Annotated in this window: 9 protein-coding genes; all 9 read left to right on the top strand. The window is 61.5% G+C overall.

Annotated elements, in window-relative coordinates; all coding sequences use genetic code 11:
• The first annotated feature begins 431 nt into the window (after positions 1-431).
• The 9 genes from AB3X07_RS22495 to AB3X07_RS22455 all read left to right on the top strand — a co-directional run bounded on the left by AB3X07_RS22495 (position 432) and on the right by AB3X07_RS22455 (position 16,460).
• Positions 432-2,213 carry an autotransporter assembly complex protein TamA gene (locus AB3X07_RS22495; RefSeq protein ID WP_369941452.1) on the top strand — a complete coding sequence of 594 codons (1,782 nt, stop codon included), beginning with the start codon at positions 432-434 and terminating at the stop codon, positions 2,211-2,213.
• On the top strand, positions 2,210-6,043 hold the full coding sequence (locus AB3X07_RS22490) for a translocation/assembly module TamB domain-containing protein (protein ID WP_369941450.1): 3,834 nt from the start codon (positions 2,210-2,212) through the stop codon (positions 6,041-6,043). Before AB3X07_RS22495 ends, AB3X07_RS22490 begins: the two co-directional genes overlap by 4 nt.
• A gap of 629 nt (positions 6,044-6,672) precedes the next feature.
• Positions 6,673-10,878, top strand: coding sequence for an RHS repeat domain-containing protein (locus tag AB3X07_RS22485; RefSeq protein ID WP_369941448.1), 4,206 nt, complete (start codon positions 6,673-6,675; stop codon positions 10,876-10,878).
• A gap of 35 nt (positions 10,879-10,913) precedes the next feature.
• Entirely contained in the window at positions 10,914-11,243 is a 330-nt protein-coding gene (locus AB3X07_RS22480) for a hypothetical protein (RefSeq protein WP_369941446.1), read from the top strand.
• A gap of 56 nt (positions 11,244-11,299) precedes the next feature.
• Entirely contained in the window at positions 11,300-11,626 is a 327-nt protein-coding gene (locus AB3X07_RS22475) for a hypothetical protein (RefSeq protein ID WP_369941444.1), read from the top strand.
• 500 nt (positions 11,627-12,126) lie between these two features.
• On the top strand, positions 12,127-12,495 hold the full coding sequence (locus tag AB3X07_RS22470; protein WP_369941442.1) for a hypothetical protein: 369 nt from the start codon (positions 12,127-12,129) through the stop codon (positions 12,493-12,495).
• A 28-nt stretch (positions 12,496-12,523) separates the two neighbouring features.
• On the top strand, positions 12,524-13,510 hold the full coding sequence (locus tag AB3X07_RS22465; protein ID WP_369941440.1) for an RHS repeat-associated core domain-containing protein: 987 nt from the start codon (positions 12,524-12,526) through the stop codon (positions 13,508-13,510).
• Positions 13,507-13,995: a hypothetical protein gene (locus AB3X07_RS22460; protein ID WP_369941438.1), complete on the top strand. Its 489-nt coding sequence runs from the start codon at positions 13,507-13,509 to the stop codon at positions 13,993-13,995. The genes AB3X07_RS22465 and AB3X07_RS22460 overlap by 4 nt, the downstream gene beginning before the upstream one ends.
• Positions 13,996-14,312: 317 nt before the next feature.
• A complete protein-coding gene (locus AB3X07_RS22455; RefSeq protein WP_369941436.1) occupies positions 14,313-16,460 on the top strand; it encodes a S46 family peptidase in 2,148 nt (715 codons plus the stop codon).
• The last annotated feature ends 113 nt before the right edge of the window (positions 16,461-16,573 follow it).

The following is a 16,573-nucleotide window of genomic DNA, read 5'->3' as shown; positions in this document are numbered from 1 at the left end:
CACAGCCGCGGTGCCGTGCCCATTGGCTGAACTTCGCCGGTTCGCCGTCGCCGCAAGATGCGCCATGACGCCGGGATCGTCGAGCGGCGCCCGCCTGGCCGCGTGTCGCGGCCGGACGCAAGCGCGGTGTAGGTCACCGCGGCGCCACGCCAACTCGGCCCATACCGCCGTGTTCCCAGGAGAGGAGTCCAGCGCCAAGCGCACACCCGGACGCGCGCTATCGGCTCCCTCCACGACGCATGCGCCCTTTCCCGTAGGCAAGCCGCATCGACCAGACGGCGGCCTCCAGGCAGGCCGGTACGGCACCACCGCGGCAGCGGCCAGCACCGCGCACTTACGCGACATCGCCCCAAGTTGCAAGCCATCCGAGGATCGCCATCCGCGAACATCTAGTTAACAGCTTCACACCCTGTGTCGGTATTCTGGCGCCCATGCGATCGATCCCCCGCCTCGCCCTGCTCCTGTCCCTGCTGTCGCTGGCCGGCCTCGCCCAGGCGCGCGGCACGATCGAAAAAGTCCAGATACAAGGCCTGGACAAGGACGACGATGCGGCGATGATCGAGAACATCCAGGTCTCGCTGTCGCTGTACCAGGCCATCGGCAAGGTGCAGGGCGAGTCGCGCCTGGAGTATCTGCTGAGCCAGGCCGAGCGCCAGACCCGGCAGGCGCTGGAGCCGTTCGGCTACTACACCCCGACCATCACCGTCGAGGCGCCGCGCAGCGACGACAAGCTCACCGTCACCCTGCACGTGGACAAGGGCGAGCCGGTGCGGGTGCGCGGCTTCCACGTCGGCATCACCGGCCCGGCCGAGGACGACCGCTACCTGGGCGATGACCTGCAGAACTTCCGGCCCAGGACCGGCGACGTCTTCGACCACACCACCTACGAGACCAGCAAGGTCACCATCACGCGGCGCCTGGCCGAGCGCGGCTACTTCGATGCCGACTTCACCCAGCGCAAGGTCGAGGTCACCCGCGCCGACCACGCCGCCGACATCGACCTGAGCTGGGACAGCGGCCGCCGCTACAACATGGGCGCGATCCGCTTCCACCAGGACTACTTCCGGGAGGACCTGTTCGATCCGCTGGTGTACTGGGACCAAGGCAGCTATTACCACGAGGGCAAGCTGGACCGGCTGCGCGAGTCGCTGGTCAAGCTCGACTACTTCAGCGCCGTCGACATCCAGCCCAAGCCCGAGGAGGCCGATGCCGACGGCAACGTGCCGGTGGACGTGAACCTCACCCGCGCCAAGCGCAGCATCTACACCGCCGGCATCAGCTACGGCAGCGAAAGCGGCGCCGGTGTGCGCCTGGGCGTGGACCGCCGCTACGTCAACGCGCGTGGCCACAAGCTCAGCACCCAGCTGGACTACGCACAGAAGCGCAAGACCCTGGTGACCAGCTACCGGGTGCCGGCGTTCCGCTGGCTGGACGGCTGGTACACCGCCTCGCTGCGCGCCTACGACGAGCAGACCGACTACATCGACCTGCGCAACCTCAAGCTCACCGGCAGCCGCAGCGGCGAGATCAACGAACACTGGACCGCGACCGCCTCGCTCAACGCGCTGCGCGAGCGCTGGCGCTACGCCACCGACGAGGTGTTCGACGGCGCGCTGTACCAGTACTCCACCCTGGTCTACCCACAGATCGAGGCCGACTACGTGGGCGTGGACGACAAGGTGTTCCCGCGCAAGGGCTTCAGCGGCAACGTCAGCCTGCGCGCCGGCGCCAAGGGGCTGGGCTCGGACGCCAGCTTCACCCAGGCGCACATGCGCCTGAACTGGTTCCAGGGCCTGGGCGCCAATAGCCGCCTGCTGCTGCGCGGCGAAGCCGGCAGCACCTGGACCAACGCGCTGGTGGCGATGCCGCCGAGCCTGCGGTTCTTCGCCGGCGGCGACAACAGCATCCGCGGCTACGCGTTCCGCGAGGTCGGCCCGCGCACGCCGAGGCCGGACCGCTTCGCGCTCGGCGCCAAGCACGTGCTCACCGGCAGCGCCGAATACGAGCACTATTTCAAGGGCGGGCCGTGGGGCGGCGCGGTGTTCGTCGACAGCGGCAGCGCGTTCGACGACACCCCGGACTGGCATACCGGCGTGGGCTTCGGCATGCGCTGGCGCTCGCCGGTGGGGCCGGTGCGGGTGGACATCGCGCATGGCCTGAACGATCCGGACTCGCAGTTCCAGCTCTACCTCAACATCGGGGCCAACCTGTGAGCGCGCCCACGGCCGGCGCCACGCCGCCGCCGCGGCGGCCGCGCTTCTACCGGCGCAAGCGTTTCTGGTGGGGCTCGGCGCTGACCGTCGCCGGGCTCGGTCTGCTCGTCGTGCTGGCGCTGTACTGGCTGCTGCAGACGGTGGCCGGACGCGACGTGCTGCTGGCGCAGATCGTGGCGCGGCTGCCGGCCGGGTCCTCGCTGACCTGGGAGCGCGTCGAAGGGCCGCTGGCCGGTCCGTTGACCCTGTACAACCTGGATTTCCGCTACGACCAGATCCACTTCACCGCCGAACGCGCCTACCTCGATCCGGACATCCGTCCGTTGCTCGGGCGCAAGCTGCAACTGGACGCGCTGCAGTTGAAGAACGCGACGCTGAACCTGGCCAAGAGCGACGAGCCGTTCGAGCTGCCGAGCTGGCCGCAGTCGCTGCCGCAGATCGAAGTGCCGCTGGCGTTGCAGGCCGATCGCATCGTCGTCGACGGATTGCGCATCACCCAGGCGCAGCAGCCGATGATCGACATCCACACGCTGCGCGGCGGCCTGGAAGTGGCCAACGGCGAGTTTCGCGCCACGCAGTTGGTGGTGACCAGCGACCGCGGCGATTTCCGCGTCGATGGCGACTACGTGCCGGCGAAGGACTACAAGGCCGATCTCACCGCCAGCGCGATGCTGCCGGCCGCACGCGGGCGGACGCCGGCGCGCTTGGGCCTGGTCGCGCGCGGCAACCTGGACAAGATGGAAGTGGCCATCGCCGGCAATGCGCCGGCACCGTTGCGCGCCACGCTGGTGTTCACCGGCCGCACCGATCCTGTCTGGCAGTTCGCCGCCAGCAGCAAGGCGTTGGATCCTTCGCTGTTCGTACCGCCCGGCGATGCCGCGGCCACGGCGGGCGAACCGATCGCCTTCGACCTGAGCGCTTCGGGCAAGGGCGGCGACGCCAAGCTGCAGGGCCAGCTCGCGTACGGCGAGCAGAAGGTGACGCTGGACCCGTCCAACGTACGCCTGGACAACCAGGTGCTGACCGTCGCACCGCTGCAACTGCGCGCCTTCGACGGCCAGGCGCGGCTGCGCGGGACCGCCGACTTCCGCGATCCGGCCAATCCCAACTTCCGCTTCTCGGTCAACGCCAGCGGACTGCACTTCGCCACCGCGCCGGACCCGTCCACGCCCGACGCGCCGGCGGTGCCGATCGAACTGGTCGACGCCCACCTCGGCCTGGCCGGCACGCTGAAGCAGTGGGCCACCTATGGCGAGGCCACCGTCGCCCGCGGCAAGGACAGCGCGCAGCTGCACCTGGATGTGCGCGGCAACGACCAGCATGCGCAGTTGGTGCAGGTGCAGGCGAAGATGCCCAGCGGCACGCTCGACCTCGGCGGCGACGTGGCCTGGGTGCCCGAGCTGAGCTGGGACGTGGAGGCCAAGCTGGCCGGCTTCGATCCTGGCTATTTCGCGCCGGGCTGGGACGGCAATCTGTCCGGCCAGTTCGCGTCCAAGGGCAAGCAACTGCCGGCGCGTCCGGATGGCAGCGCCGCCGGCTATCAGGCCAGCCTCGACGTGCCGCGCTTGAACGGCAAGCTGCGCAGCCGTCCGTTGGATGCCAACGGCAAGTTCGCGCTGCAGGGCGAGCAGGGCGAAGGCAAGCTGCAACTGTCGCTCGGCGACAGCCGCGTGCAGGCGCAAGGCAAGGTCGGCGACCAACTCGACATCGACGCGCAGCTGCAGCCGCTGCAACTGGCCGACCTGTTGCCTGGCGCCAGCGGCAGCCTGCGCGGCAGCGTGCAGGTCAAGGGCCGCCGCGACGCGCCCGATCTGACCGCCGACCTCACCGGCAACGGCCTGAAGTGGGACAGCTACGGCGCCGACAGCCTCAGCCTGCGCGGGCGCCTGCCGTGGCGCGGCAACGGCGGCGAACTGGCCTTGCGTGGCAGTGCGATCAGCGCCGGCGTGGCGTTGCAGACGCTGCGCGTGGACGCGCGCGGCGCGGTGGAAAACCTGCAACTGGATGCCGACACCCAGAACGACATGGGCGCGCTCGCGCTCGCCGGGCAGCTGCGCCGCGACGGCGCGCGCTGGCAGGGCGGCTTGAACACGCTGCGCGTGGCGCCGGCCAAGGGCGAGCCATGGCAACTGCGGCAACCGGCCACGTTCGCCATCGCCGGCAGCGCCTTCACCCTGTCCGATGCCTGCCTCGGCGCGAGCGGCGGCGGCGCGCTGTGCGTGGCGGCGAATTGGCCCAAGCAAGGCCTGACCCTGCGCGGCGACGCGCTGCCGCTGTCGCTGGTGCAGCCGTGGTTGCCGCCCAACAGCGGCCGCAAGATGTACCTGCGCGGTGAACTCACCCTCGACGGCAGCTTCAAGCCCGCCGGCAATGCCTGGCAGGGATCGCTGCGGCTGGCCTCGCGCGAAGGCGGCCTGCGCCTGGGCGACAACGCGCGCGGCGAACTGGTGCGCTACGACCAGTTCAGCTTCGTCACCGATTTCACCGCGCAGCACATCCACTCCAAGCTCGGCGTCGGCTTCCAGGGCGACGGCTTCATCGACGCCACCGTGGACACCGGCTGGGACGCGTACGCGCCGCTCACCGGCGAGATCTACATGAACATGTCGCGGCTGTACTGGATGGAGTTGTTCTCGCCCGATCTGGTGCGGCCCAAGGGCCTGGTCGAAGGCCACGTCAGCCTGCGCGGCACCCGCTCGCAGCCGTCGATGGGCGGCGACGCCACGCTCAGCAATTTCACAGGCGAACTGCCGGCGCTGGGCCTGACCCTGAGCGAAGGCAAGGGCCGCTTCGAAGCGCAGCCGGACGGTTCGGCGCGCATCGTGGCTTCGGTCAAATCCGGCGAAGGCACGCTCAACGTCGACGGCGGCCTGTCCTGGTACGGCGACAGCACGCCGTTGCAGCTGAACATCCGCGGCAGCAATGTGCTGGTCTCCAACACCGCCGAACTGCGCGCGGTCGCCAATCCCGACCTGCAGTTCGGCATCGCCAACAAGACCATGAAGTTGAACGGCCAGGTCACCGTGCCGTCGGCCGACATCGACCTGGAGCGGCTGGACCGCGGCACCTCGGTGTCCGAGGACGTAGTGGTGCTGGACCCGGCCGACCCGGAGGAGACGCCGAGCTCGCCGCTGGAAATGGATCTGCGCGTGGTCCTCGGCGACCAGGTCAAGATGGCCGGCTTCGGCCTCAAGGGCGCGCTGACCGGCGCCATGCAGGTGCGCTCGCGGCAAGGACGCGAGATGACCGCCACCGGCGGCCTGGACGTCAGCGGCCAGTACAAGGCCTATGGCCAGGATCTGACCATCACCCGTGGCCAGTTGACCTGGAGCAACAACATCGTCTCCGACCCGCGCATCAACATCCGCGCCCAGCGCAAGGTCGGCGACGTCACCGCCGGCATCGACGTCACCGGCCGTGCCACCGCGCCGCGCGCCGAGGTGTGGTCGGATCCGTCGATGTCGCAATCCGAGGCCATGTCCTACCTGGTGCTGGGCCGCAGCTTGAGCAACACCAGCAGCGCCGAAGCCGACCAGGTCACCGCCGCGGCCAGCGCGCTGTCGGCCGGCAGCGGCCTGCTCGCCTCGCAACTCGGCGCCAAGCTCGGCTTCGACGACGCCGGCGTGAGCCAGTCGCGCACGCTTGGCGGCTCGGTGGTGGGCTTCGGCAAGTATCTGTCGCCGCGCCTCTACGTCAGCTATGGCGTTTCGCTGGTGGGTAGCGGTTCGGTGCTGACGCTGAAGTATCTGCTTGGCCGCGGCTTCGACGCCGAGGTGGAATCGAGCACGGTGGAGAGCCGTGGGTCGGTGAATTGGCGGAAGGAGAAGTAGGGGGTCGTCCCGAAGCGGGCCTCGCTGAACCGTTAAATGTCCTTGACATGCATGGGCTCGGCCTAGCACAGTTGCTTCCGGGAAATCGCTCAGTCGAGCGGCTGGCCAGTCCTACCAAGGGGGTCTCGATCCAAGCAGTATCGACTAGCCGGATACAGGTATGTATCCGCTGTCCGGATCGAGCCGAGAGAGGTCTTGCTGTATTGCTGGTGGGTATTGTCGACTGCCGCGCTATGACTGCGTGACAGCTTGCTGCGTTACAACAGGGGAAAACATGGATCGTCATTCGCGCGCTGCTCTGCTCGCCGCAAAGGTGAGCTTCGTTTCGTATCAGCCAAAGCCAACGACCTAGTACGTCGTCTGCCTGTGTTTCCGTGCCGATCGCCCTGGTCGGCGTTGGAAGCCGTCGTCCGATAGTTGCTCTCGCGGTGCGCAAGCACTTTGCCGCGACAGCATCGCGCAATTACTGGCGTGGATTCGTCCCGGGAAAATATGGATACCGCAAACACAACGTTACTCCTGCCCAGGCGGGGCATCGTTCGCCACCTTCTGCTTGAGGCTTGCCAATGCGCAAGGGCTGGACTGATGCCGATCGCTATTGCGGATGAATTTGCCTGGAAGGTGTGCCAATGAATGCTGGTAATCGCGAAGTCGTTCGTCTAGTCGTAGCGTTTCTGGTCGCGATGGTGGCCAAAGATTGCTTCGCCGAAGGCGTCGATCCATCGGTCGAGTACAAGAAGAAAATAAAATCGACAGAGAATGTGGCGCAGTTGACCCAGGGACTCTTTGGGGACGAGTCGAGCCTCTACAACGGAAGTACCAGGTTCCGGGTAGTAGATATCTCGATTCCTGGAAATAGTGGTCTTTCCGTCGAATTCTCTAGAACCCTTTCCGTTGAGTTACAGCCTCAGGACGGTCAAGTGGCCGGCTATGACGCACGGCTAAAAGGGCTGGGTAACTGGGATGTGGACGTTCCATACATTTCTGCCACCTACCCGAGTCAAAATGGATGGAATTCCGACCGGTGCACACTGGGAAGCGTTCCTTCAACCGTTGGGCAGTTCAACAGGCGAGAGTTCTGGAATGGGATAAATCTTTCGATCCCAGGTCGGCAGGAGGTTCCTTTTCTGTCGTTGCTTTCTTCTTCCGTTCCTCGGCCCAGCGACGGGGTGACATACCGTTACGCAACAGTCGAGCGCGATGTTGTGGATTGCGTTCCGATGAAGTCTGGTCTTTCGGGAGATGGATTTAGAGTAACTACCGTACAAGGCCTGAAGTATTATTTTGACATCGCAGTGATGAGGGCGGATTCCACGCTCCATAAAACGTATTCTCCAACGACAGATTCGACATCGGCTACCCAAAACCCGGTCGATTATTATCTAAAGCGAAACAAGTACTTCATCCTTGCATCACGTGTGGAAGACAGGTTCGGAAATTGGGTGTCCTATTCATATGACGCAGATGGGCACCCCACCGAAATTCTGGGTAGTGATGGCAGAAGGATCGACGTCTCTTATGCCGACGGTCGTGTAAAAACTGTTTCTGTATCAGGCCGTACATGGACTTACGACTATGGTACAGCTGCGAACGAAACTGTACTAAGTAAGGTGAGCATCCCCGATGGCACAAAGTGGTCTTATAGCTATTCGGATTCGCTTAGGCCTTCTCAGCCACCAGACTACGAAAATCTAAGCAGCCCATGGTGCAGGAGCCAGGCACCCATGATCGGTGCGATGTTCGTATTGAATGCCACCCACCCATCAGGTGCCATGGGTAGCTTTACTTTTGAAAATACGCGGCATTACCGCGCAGGTGTACATGCAAGTGAATGCAGTAGCTCACTTCCGGTTAAAGGCGGTGAGCCCATGTATACCTTGCTTACACCTCACTATTTTGATGTTATGAGTTTGACTAAAAAAGAAATAAAAGATGGTTTCTCCTATAAATGGTCCTATTCATATAACAGTACTCCCTCATTGAGCTCTGCGCTCCTATGGGGTAGCCCAACGGAAGCGCCCGCCTATCCTTGCCAGGATTGCAACAGCAGAAAAGTTGTCACAATAACTCAGCCCGACGGCAGCCAGTTGGTTAAAGAGTTCGGTAACGTATACAGGTTGAACGATGGAAGGCTTCTCAAGGAAGAGATAAAGAATGCCTCTCAGCAGGTTGTGCAATCCAGCTCCATTGCCTATGCCAACGCCCAGAGCGCTGGTGGCGTATTTTATGAGAGCTATGGCGGCTCATTGGCTGGAATCGCGGATCCGGAGACGTTGGCGGTCGCTCCGGAAGCCAAAAGGGTAACTGCGCGGGATGGTACCTCCTACTCAAAGACCGTGAATTCCTACGACAGCTTCGCGCGTCCGCTGAACGTCACGCGAGCCAGCCCCTGGGCCAGCCGCACGGATGTCGCCGCCTACTACGACGATACCGGCAAGTGGATACTGGGTCTGGAAAGCAGTCTGACAAATAGCGACACCAATATTGTGGTGCGCCGTACCACGTATAACGCCAATGCGCAGCCGGTGACCAGCGAGGCGTTCGGCAAGCTGAAGCAAACCTTGAGCTACAACAGCGACGGCACAATCGCTGCGGTAAAGGATGGCAAGGGCAACACCACTACATTGTCGTCATGGAAACGAGGGATTCCCCAGCTGATCCAATACGCCGATAGCACGCGACAGGCGGCGGCAGTGGACGATAACGGCTGGGTAACCTCCGTGACCGACGAGAATGGTTTCGTCACCGCGTACGGCTACGACGTACAAGGGCGCTTGGAAAGCATCACCTACCCGAGCGACGACAGCACAGGATGGAATGTCGTAAGGCAGGTCTTTGCGCCAATGGCACAAGCGGAATACGGCGTGGCCGCGGGCCACTGGCGGCAAGTCGTCTCCGCAGGGAACGCGCGCAAGGTGACTTATTTCGATGGCCTCTGGCGTCCGCTACTCACCCGAGAGTACGACGCTGGCAATGAGGTGGCGACCCAGAAGTTCCAGCGCTTTTCCTATGACCACGAAAGCCGGGTGACCTTCGCCTCGTACCCGGGAAGCAGCGACGGGCTGACGACCGGTACATGGAACAACTACGACACGCTTGGCAGAACGACGTCGGTCTCGCAGGACTCGGAGCTGGGTCTGTTGACCTCGACAACCGAGTATCTGTCGGGAAATCAGACGCGCGTGACCGATGCGCGAGGAAACAAGACGCTAACCGGCTATCAAGTCTTCGACCAACCTGCCTACGACGCGCCGGTATGGATTCAGCATCCGGAGGGTGCGGTCACAGAGATCGCGCGCGACGTGTTCGGAAAGCCCACCTCGATTCGGCGCCATGACGCGGGCAATAGCGTATCCCTCACGCGCAGCTACGTGTATGACGGCTATCAACAGCTGTGCAAATCGATCGAACCGGAGACCGGCGCGAGTGCGAACGGGTACGATGCGGCCGGCAACATCGTCTGGACCGCAAGTGGCCTGTCCTTGCCGAGCACGAGTTCCTGCGATGCCGATGCAGCTTTCGGCTCCGGTCGTCGCATCGATCGCAGCTACGACGCCCGCAATCGGATCACCGCATTGGCGTTCCCGGACGGCAACGGCAACCAGCGTTGGAGCTACTGGCCCGATGGTCTGGTCAAGCAGATCACCACCACCAATGGCGGCGTCGCCACCTACAATAGCTACGCGTACAACAAGCGCCGTCTGCTGATCGCAGAGACTCAAGGCCAGGCCGACGGAGAGACCTGGGCAATGGGCTATGTCTATGATGCCAACGGTAACTTGGCCGCGCACCGCTATCCGTCAGGGCAGACGGTAGGGTATGCACCCAACGCCTTGGGCCAGCCCACCCAGGCTGGTAGCTATGCGACGGGCGTAAGCTACTACCCAAACGGCGCGATCAAGCAGTTCACGTATGGCAATGGCATTGTCCATACGCTGACGCAGAACGCCCGACAGCTTCCGGACACCAGCCAGGATGCCTACGGCGGCACGGCATTCCTCAGCGACGGCTACGACTATGATGCCAACGGCAATGTGGCTGGCATCAGCGATGGCGCGACCGGGCGCAACCAGCGCGGCAATCGCACCATGGCCTACGACGGCCTGGATCGCCTGACTTCGGCGGTCTCGCCCATGTTCGGCACTGCGACGTATGACTATGACGTGCTCGACAACCTGACCCACGTCGTGGCGCCGGGCCGGGATCACTACTACTGTTACGACGGCTACTGGCAGCTGACCAACGTCAAGACCGGCAACTGCAGCGGCAGCACCGTCATCGGCATGAGCTATGACGTTCAGGGCAATCTGAAGAACAAAAACGGCCAGGGCTTTGTCTTCGACTACGGCAACCGCCTGCGCGAAGCGACGAGCAAGGAAACCTACCGTTACGACGGCTACGGTCGTCGTACCCTGGCGACGCAAAGCGCCGGTGCCATCGGCTCGATGTACGACCAGGCCGGGGTATTGCGCTACCAGAAGAACCAGCGCCAGTCCAAGGCAACCGACTACGTCATGCTGGGAGGAAGCCTCGTGGCCGAGGTCGACTGGCCGTTCGGGCAGACCGCGGCGGTCAAAGACTATGTGAACTGGACAGCGGTGGGCGGCGCGACACGTTACGTGGTGGAAGAGAGCGTGGATGGAGTCACGTGGACGTCGGTTTATGAGGGAGCCGATTCCAGTTGGACCTCGCTTGCCAGGCCCCCAAGTACCTATTCGTATCGAGTATCGGCGTGTATGCCGGATGGAACCTGCAGCGCTGCTGGGAACATCGTGCACGTGCAGCAGCCAGCATTCAATATTGTTCCGCTTCTCTACCAACTGCTGCTCAACTAGAATATAAACAGGGGTCTGAGATGTCTTCAAGAATAATGGCGTTGCTGCTCACGATTACTGCATTGGGTTTTTGTAATACCGGTCAAGCGGCGCAGCAGCTAGTATGGCCGGGCAAGATCATCTACATTGAAAACGGCTGGTACGGTGAAGGGCTGGTCATCCGCGACTCCAGCATAGGGCCGGAAGGGTGCTGGGCGCCACGCGATGAATTCGCAATAGATAAAGACCATCCCGCCTATAAAGAGCTCGTGGCGATGGCGTTGGCAGCATTCACATCCAATGCCGAGGTCGAAGTCATCCTTGATTCCGGAGTTTGTCTGTTCGGTGGGCGGACCAAGGTGCTTTCTATACGTCTAAAAAAATAAATTATTTGTGTAATATTTTAAATGAAACTTCATCGAGGGTCGTGGGGAGATCTAGGGTGAAACTAATAGTCGCATTCATTATGTTGGCTGTTTGTGGACCCGTCTATGCCGCTCCATACAGCATAGGCGGTCAAACAATTTCTATTCTCTCGACAGGTTGGACGGGGGAAGGCTTCTTCGTAGATACCCAAGGTACGCTGCCCGCTGGAGCAAACTGCGGCGATGGCAATCGCTTTCTCATCGAACCTGGAGTCCTGATGCAGAAGGAAATGGTCTCGCTCTTGCTGATGGCTATGCAGAACAGGATGCAGGCCACGCTCTATGTAGATGGCTGCAGTGGCGGCGTCATGAAGCTGAAGTCTGTGTCCATTTCTAAAAGCTGAGAATATGAAGCTAGCGATATTGGCTTTGTTTTTGACTGGCTTGTTTAGTGGACACGCCAGCGCAAACGAAACCCTATCTAACGTTGAAGTAGCTCAGATTGGAACGTATCAAGATAATGCAACGCATTTCGTTTGGTTCAGCGCCACGCCAGAAGAATGCAAGGCCGCGAATCCAACAAGCCCGGTCGTGAGATGTAGCGAAACGCAACCCGGTGGGAAGTCAATGCTGGCAGTACTGATGGCTGCTCTAATCAATAAGCGGAAGTGGATGTTCAAGTTAGCGGATGCAGTATCTTTGAGGTCTATATTAAATGAATGCTTAATGATGGAATGGTCCGCTGCGAAGATGGTATGACTAAAGCCACTGCCGATAGTGGACGTCGACCGCAGAACGCGCGGAATGGTTCTTATATCAGTCGCTACAGTGCTGAGGGTCGTGCGACCGGTAGATGCCATCGGTCTGATTGATGCACTAACTAATTTGGGTTCAACGAACGACTATGAAATTGACAAGCACCGTAATCCTCGTTTTGCTTGCACAGTTGCCTCAAATCGGCTACTGCGGAAATGGCTATGGCAAAATAATGGAAATCTACGCGCATCAGAACGTGGTGAACGGAATCGACAAGGGAGTCATCATGTTCAGCATGGAGAAGCGCGAGGGCAGCCCTGCTGTCAACGCCACGACTAACTGTACGACGACACCAACGGACTGGGCGTTCGATTCATCTAACGATCATGGTAAGGCGATGTATGCCATGCTGCTATCAGCGGCTGCACAAGGTAAGCAGGTCTATGTTCGAGGCAGCGGCGACTGCAAGGATTGGTCTGATAGAGAGCGGCCGATGTTTATCCGAATATCATATTGATTAACTATCTAAAGTGAAAGGACGGGTCATGTTGAAAATTCGGATGGTTAAGGTGGTGCTTTATGGCATCGTCGCAGTAACCGTTTCATCGATCCTTTCCCTCGGCGCCTCTGCGCAAACAGTTCGTTATATCCATACGGATGGGCTGGGCTCGGTAGTGCTCGTGACGGACAACGAGCGCAGCATTGCCGACCGAAGTGAATATGAACCATACGGAAGCCTACTGAATCGGACGTCAACGGATGGCCCCGGATACGCTGGGCATGTAACGGATTCGGCTACTGGGCTAACATACATGCAGCAACGTTACTATGGCCCAGAAAGTGGGAGGTTCCTCAGCGTTGATCCGGTAGCTGCTAACCCGAGTACAGGGGCGAGCTTCAACCGATACCTTTATGCAAATAATAACCCCTATAAATTCACAGACCCTGATGGGCGTGACGCTTTTCTTTTCACTGACAAAAATATCCTTGTTGTGCCAGTTTATTTTACCGGATCAGCTGCCACGCCAGAGAACATTGCGGCAATAAAAAGCAAGTTCGATTCAATTAAATCAGAGTTTGGCAATATGCGGCCTGTTCTACAGGTTTTGAGTCGACCTGGCGGTGAGGGGACGAATACGATGAATTTATCGCCTGGCTATAACAAAATTCTGTTTCCAGCCGCTGGCCAGGGTGTTTATGGGGGATCCGGTGGCAACTTTGGGCATATCAATTCCTCACAGCCGGACTGGCATAATGCCGCAGTTCATGATATTTTTCACTTTGCCGGTGCTCCAGACGGTTATCGAGATGTAGGAGGAATTTTGGACGACCGAAGTGCCGAATATCTTGATGGTTACGGTCGGGATAATATTATGGCTGATCGGCGTGGAAGTTCATTAACTGCCCGTGATACTGACCGTATTTCGGCTAATGAATCCACTCAAAAGCTGAGACTCAGTAGTTTTCAAGGGGTTTTTCAGGTGGAGGGACGTAATGATTCAAAACGTCTTGATCGCGAGCTATCTAAATGAATATTGCCTTCGTTAATATAAGGTATTTTTCTGTGGCGGTGCTTTGGCTGTGCCCCCTGTGCGCGCTGGCGTCGGTCGAAGCGGATATGGCATGTGAGCAAGATTTCTGTTGGTCCGTGACTAAGCATCGTTCTGAGCAGTTGAAGGACTACTACGTTTATGTTCAACCGCACGCGATAAAGCAGGTGGTGGTTCGCTATCAAAGTGGCGCCCAAATTAATGTCCTGATCCAGGAGGCGTCCGTCAGGGATTGCGATACTAGCTTTATCGAAGCAAAAGCTGCAACTCCTCGATTGACAAGCGGAAAAGGTTGCCTCGTCACCAAGCAGGGAGGAAAGGCAGTTAGATTCAACTATCAAATATCAGCAGTAAATGTAAGCCGATTTTTGCGCGCGGTTGATCCAGTTATTTGGTTGTCAGGGTATTCTCAGAAGGGAGACTTTTTGCCAGCGGCTAGTACTCTCCTAGCATTGGAAGAGAAGTAGTACTCGCAATGCTTGCAAGGGAAGGCGGGCCAGGTGGACTGTTTGGGCACCTCAAACAACCCCCCATGGCCTCGAGATGAGGGCAGTAACGGGGTCCAGTACAGTAACGTACAGTAACGGGGTCAGGTTTACTTATTCATAGCATGCATCTGTGCATCGGGCAGTAGGAAGCGATCTGGTCCTGCGCTCGTTGTGTCGTGAGTATTCTTGGCCTTCATCGTAAAGACCATATCCATCGATGATGGATCGGCAGCTTGGTTGCTGCGACCGCACCGGCCGGCTAAGGTCGCGGTTACATTCTTTGCTTCGATACCCGTATGTCCATCCCCAGCTCCCTCGCCGCCTCACTCGCCCTCGGTGTCGCCCTCACCGCCACCGCCCACGCCGACGAAGGCATGTGGATGCCATCGCAGTTGCCGGAGCTGGCCAAGCCGCTGCGCGAAGCTGGTTTTCGCGGAGATCCCCGCGACCTGGCGGCGGTGACGCAGCCTCCGCTGAGTGCGGTGGTGAAGGTCGGGGGTGGAACCGGGGCGTTCGTGTCCGGGGACGGGTTGCTGCTGACCAATCACCACGTCGCCTATGGGGTGATCCAGTACAACACCTCGGCCAAGGACAACCTGATCGAGAACGGCTTCATCGCCAAGGATCGCGGCGATGAGCGCGCGGCCAATCCCGATTTCCGGGTGCTGGTGACGGTGGGCTTCGACAAGGTGACCGATCAGGTGCTCGGCTCGGCCAAGGGCAAAACCGGGCGTGCTTACTACGATGCGGTGGATGCGGCGAGCAAGCGCATCGTGGCCGATTGCGAGCGCGAGGGCGGGGTGCGCTGCAGTGTCGCCAACATGTACTACGGCACCGACTTCTACCGCATCCGCCAGTTGGAGTTGCGCGACGTGCGCCTGGTGTATGCGCCGCCACGGGCGATCGGCAATTACGGCGACGAGATCGACAACTTCATGTGGCCACGGCACAGCGGCGATTTCACGCTGCTGCGCGCCTATGTCGGCAAGGACGGCAAGCCGGCCGACTACAGCGCCGACAATGTGCCCTATCAGCCGCCGGCGCATCTGCAGATCGCCACGCAGGGACCGAAGGCGGGGGATTTCGCGATGTTGGCCGGCTATCCGGGCATCACCTATCGGCATCGCACGGCGGCGGAGTTCGACGAGCAGGTGAACTGGACGCTGCCGCAGCGGGTGGCGGTGTTTGACCAAATGATCGCGGTGATCGAGGCGGCGGGCAAGGCGGATGCGGAGGCGCGCACGCGCTACGCGGCGCAGTTGCAGTCGTTGAAGAACAACCGCAAGCGCGCGGCCGGCGAGTTGGAAGGCATGCAGCGCAGCGATGCGGTGCGGCTGCGCGGTGAGGACGAGCGCGGGATGCTCGCCTCCACGCACGGCAGCGACGCGGGCGACATCGCGGCGCTGCAGTCGACGCTGGCCGCGGCCTCGGCGTTGCGCGAGCGCGATCTGCTGTTGTCGCTGATCGGCAGCCAGACCCAGTTGCTGCGTTCGGCGCTGACGCTGGAGCGGTTGCGGCTGGAGTCGGCCAAGCCGGACGCGCAGCGCGAGAGCGGCTACCAGCAGCGCGACCAGGCGTTGATCGAGGGCACGCTGAAGCAAGCGCAGCGGCGCTACGCGCCCGCGGTGGAGAAGGCGCTGCTCAGCGCGCTGTTGACCCGCTACCAGCAGTTGCCCGATACGCAGCGCGTGCCCGAATTCGACGCGGCCTTCGGGCGCACGCCCGTGCAGCTGCAGCAGGCCTTGGACAAGGTGTATGGCGGGACCAAGATGGGCGAGGAGGCCGAGCGGCTGTCGCGCTTTGCCGCTGCTCGGGAAGGCAAGCCGGTGACGGCCGATCCGCTGATGGCGTTGGCCGCGGCGCTGGTGCCGGCGCAGCTGCGCCTGGAGAACGAGCGCAAGGCGCGCGAAGGCGAGCTGTTGCGGCTGCGGCCGGCCTACATGCGTGCGCTGTTCGCGTGGCGCAAGCAGCAGGGACGGGCGGTGTATCCGGACGCCAACAGCACGCTGCGCATCAGCTATGGCCGGGTGGAGCCGCTGGCGCCGCGCGATGCGGTGAGCTTCGCGCCGGTGACCACGGTGGCCGGCATCGTCGAGAAGAACACCGGGCAGGTGCCGTTCGATGCGCCCAAGCCCTTGCTCGCGGCGATCGCCAAGGGCGATTTCGGCAGCACCGCCGATGCGCAGCTGAAGACGCAGCCGGTGAACTTCCTGACCAACCTGGACACGACCGGCGGCAATTCCGGTTCGCCGGTGCTCAACGCGCGTGGCGAACTGATCGGGCTGAACTTCGACAGCAACTGGGAGGCGGTCAGCGCCAGTTGGTGGTACGACCCGCGCTACAAGCGCGCGATCCACGTGGACATGCGCTACCTGCGTTGGCTGCTGGCCAAGGTGTATCCGGCGCCGCAGCTGCTGCAGGAGCTGAAGTTGCCGCCGGAATGAGGCGCCGCGCGTCCCGCGGTCGCGCGATGTGTCGCGTGCCGGGGGATACCCAGCAGGACACGTTAGCCGGCGCTGCATTGCGCCGACCCACATGGTCTTCGCGCACGTCGCGC

This window comes from Xanthomonas sp. DAR 35659 (assembly GCF_041242975.1).
Classification (GTDB): Bacteria; Pseudomonadota; Gammaproteobacteria; order Xanthomonadales; family Xanthomonadaceae; genus Xanthomonas_A; species Xanthomonas_A medicagonis.
This window is presented reverse-complemented; position numbering and strand designations above follow the sequence as displayed.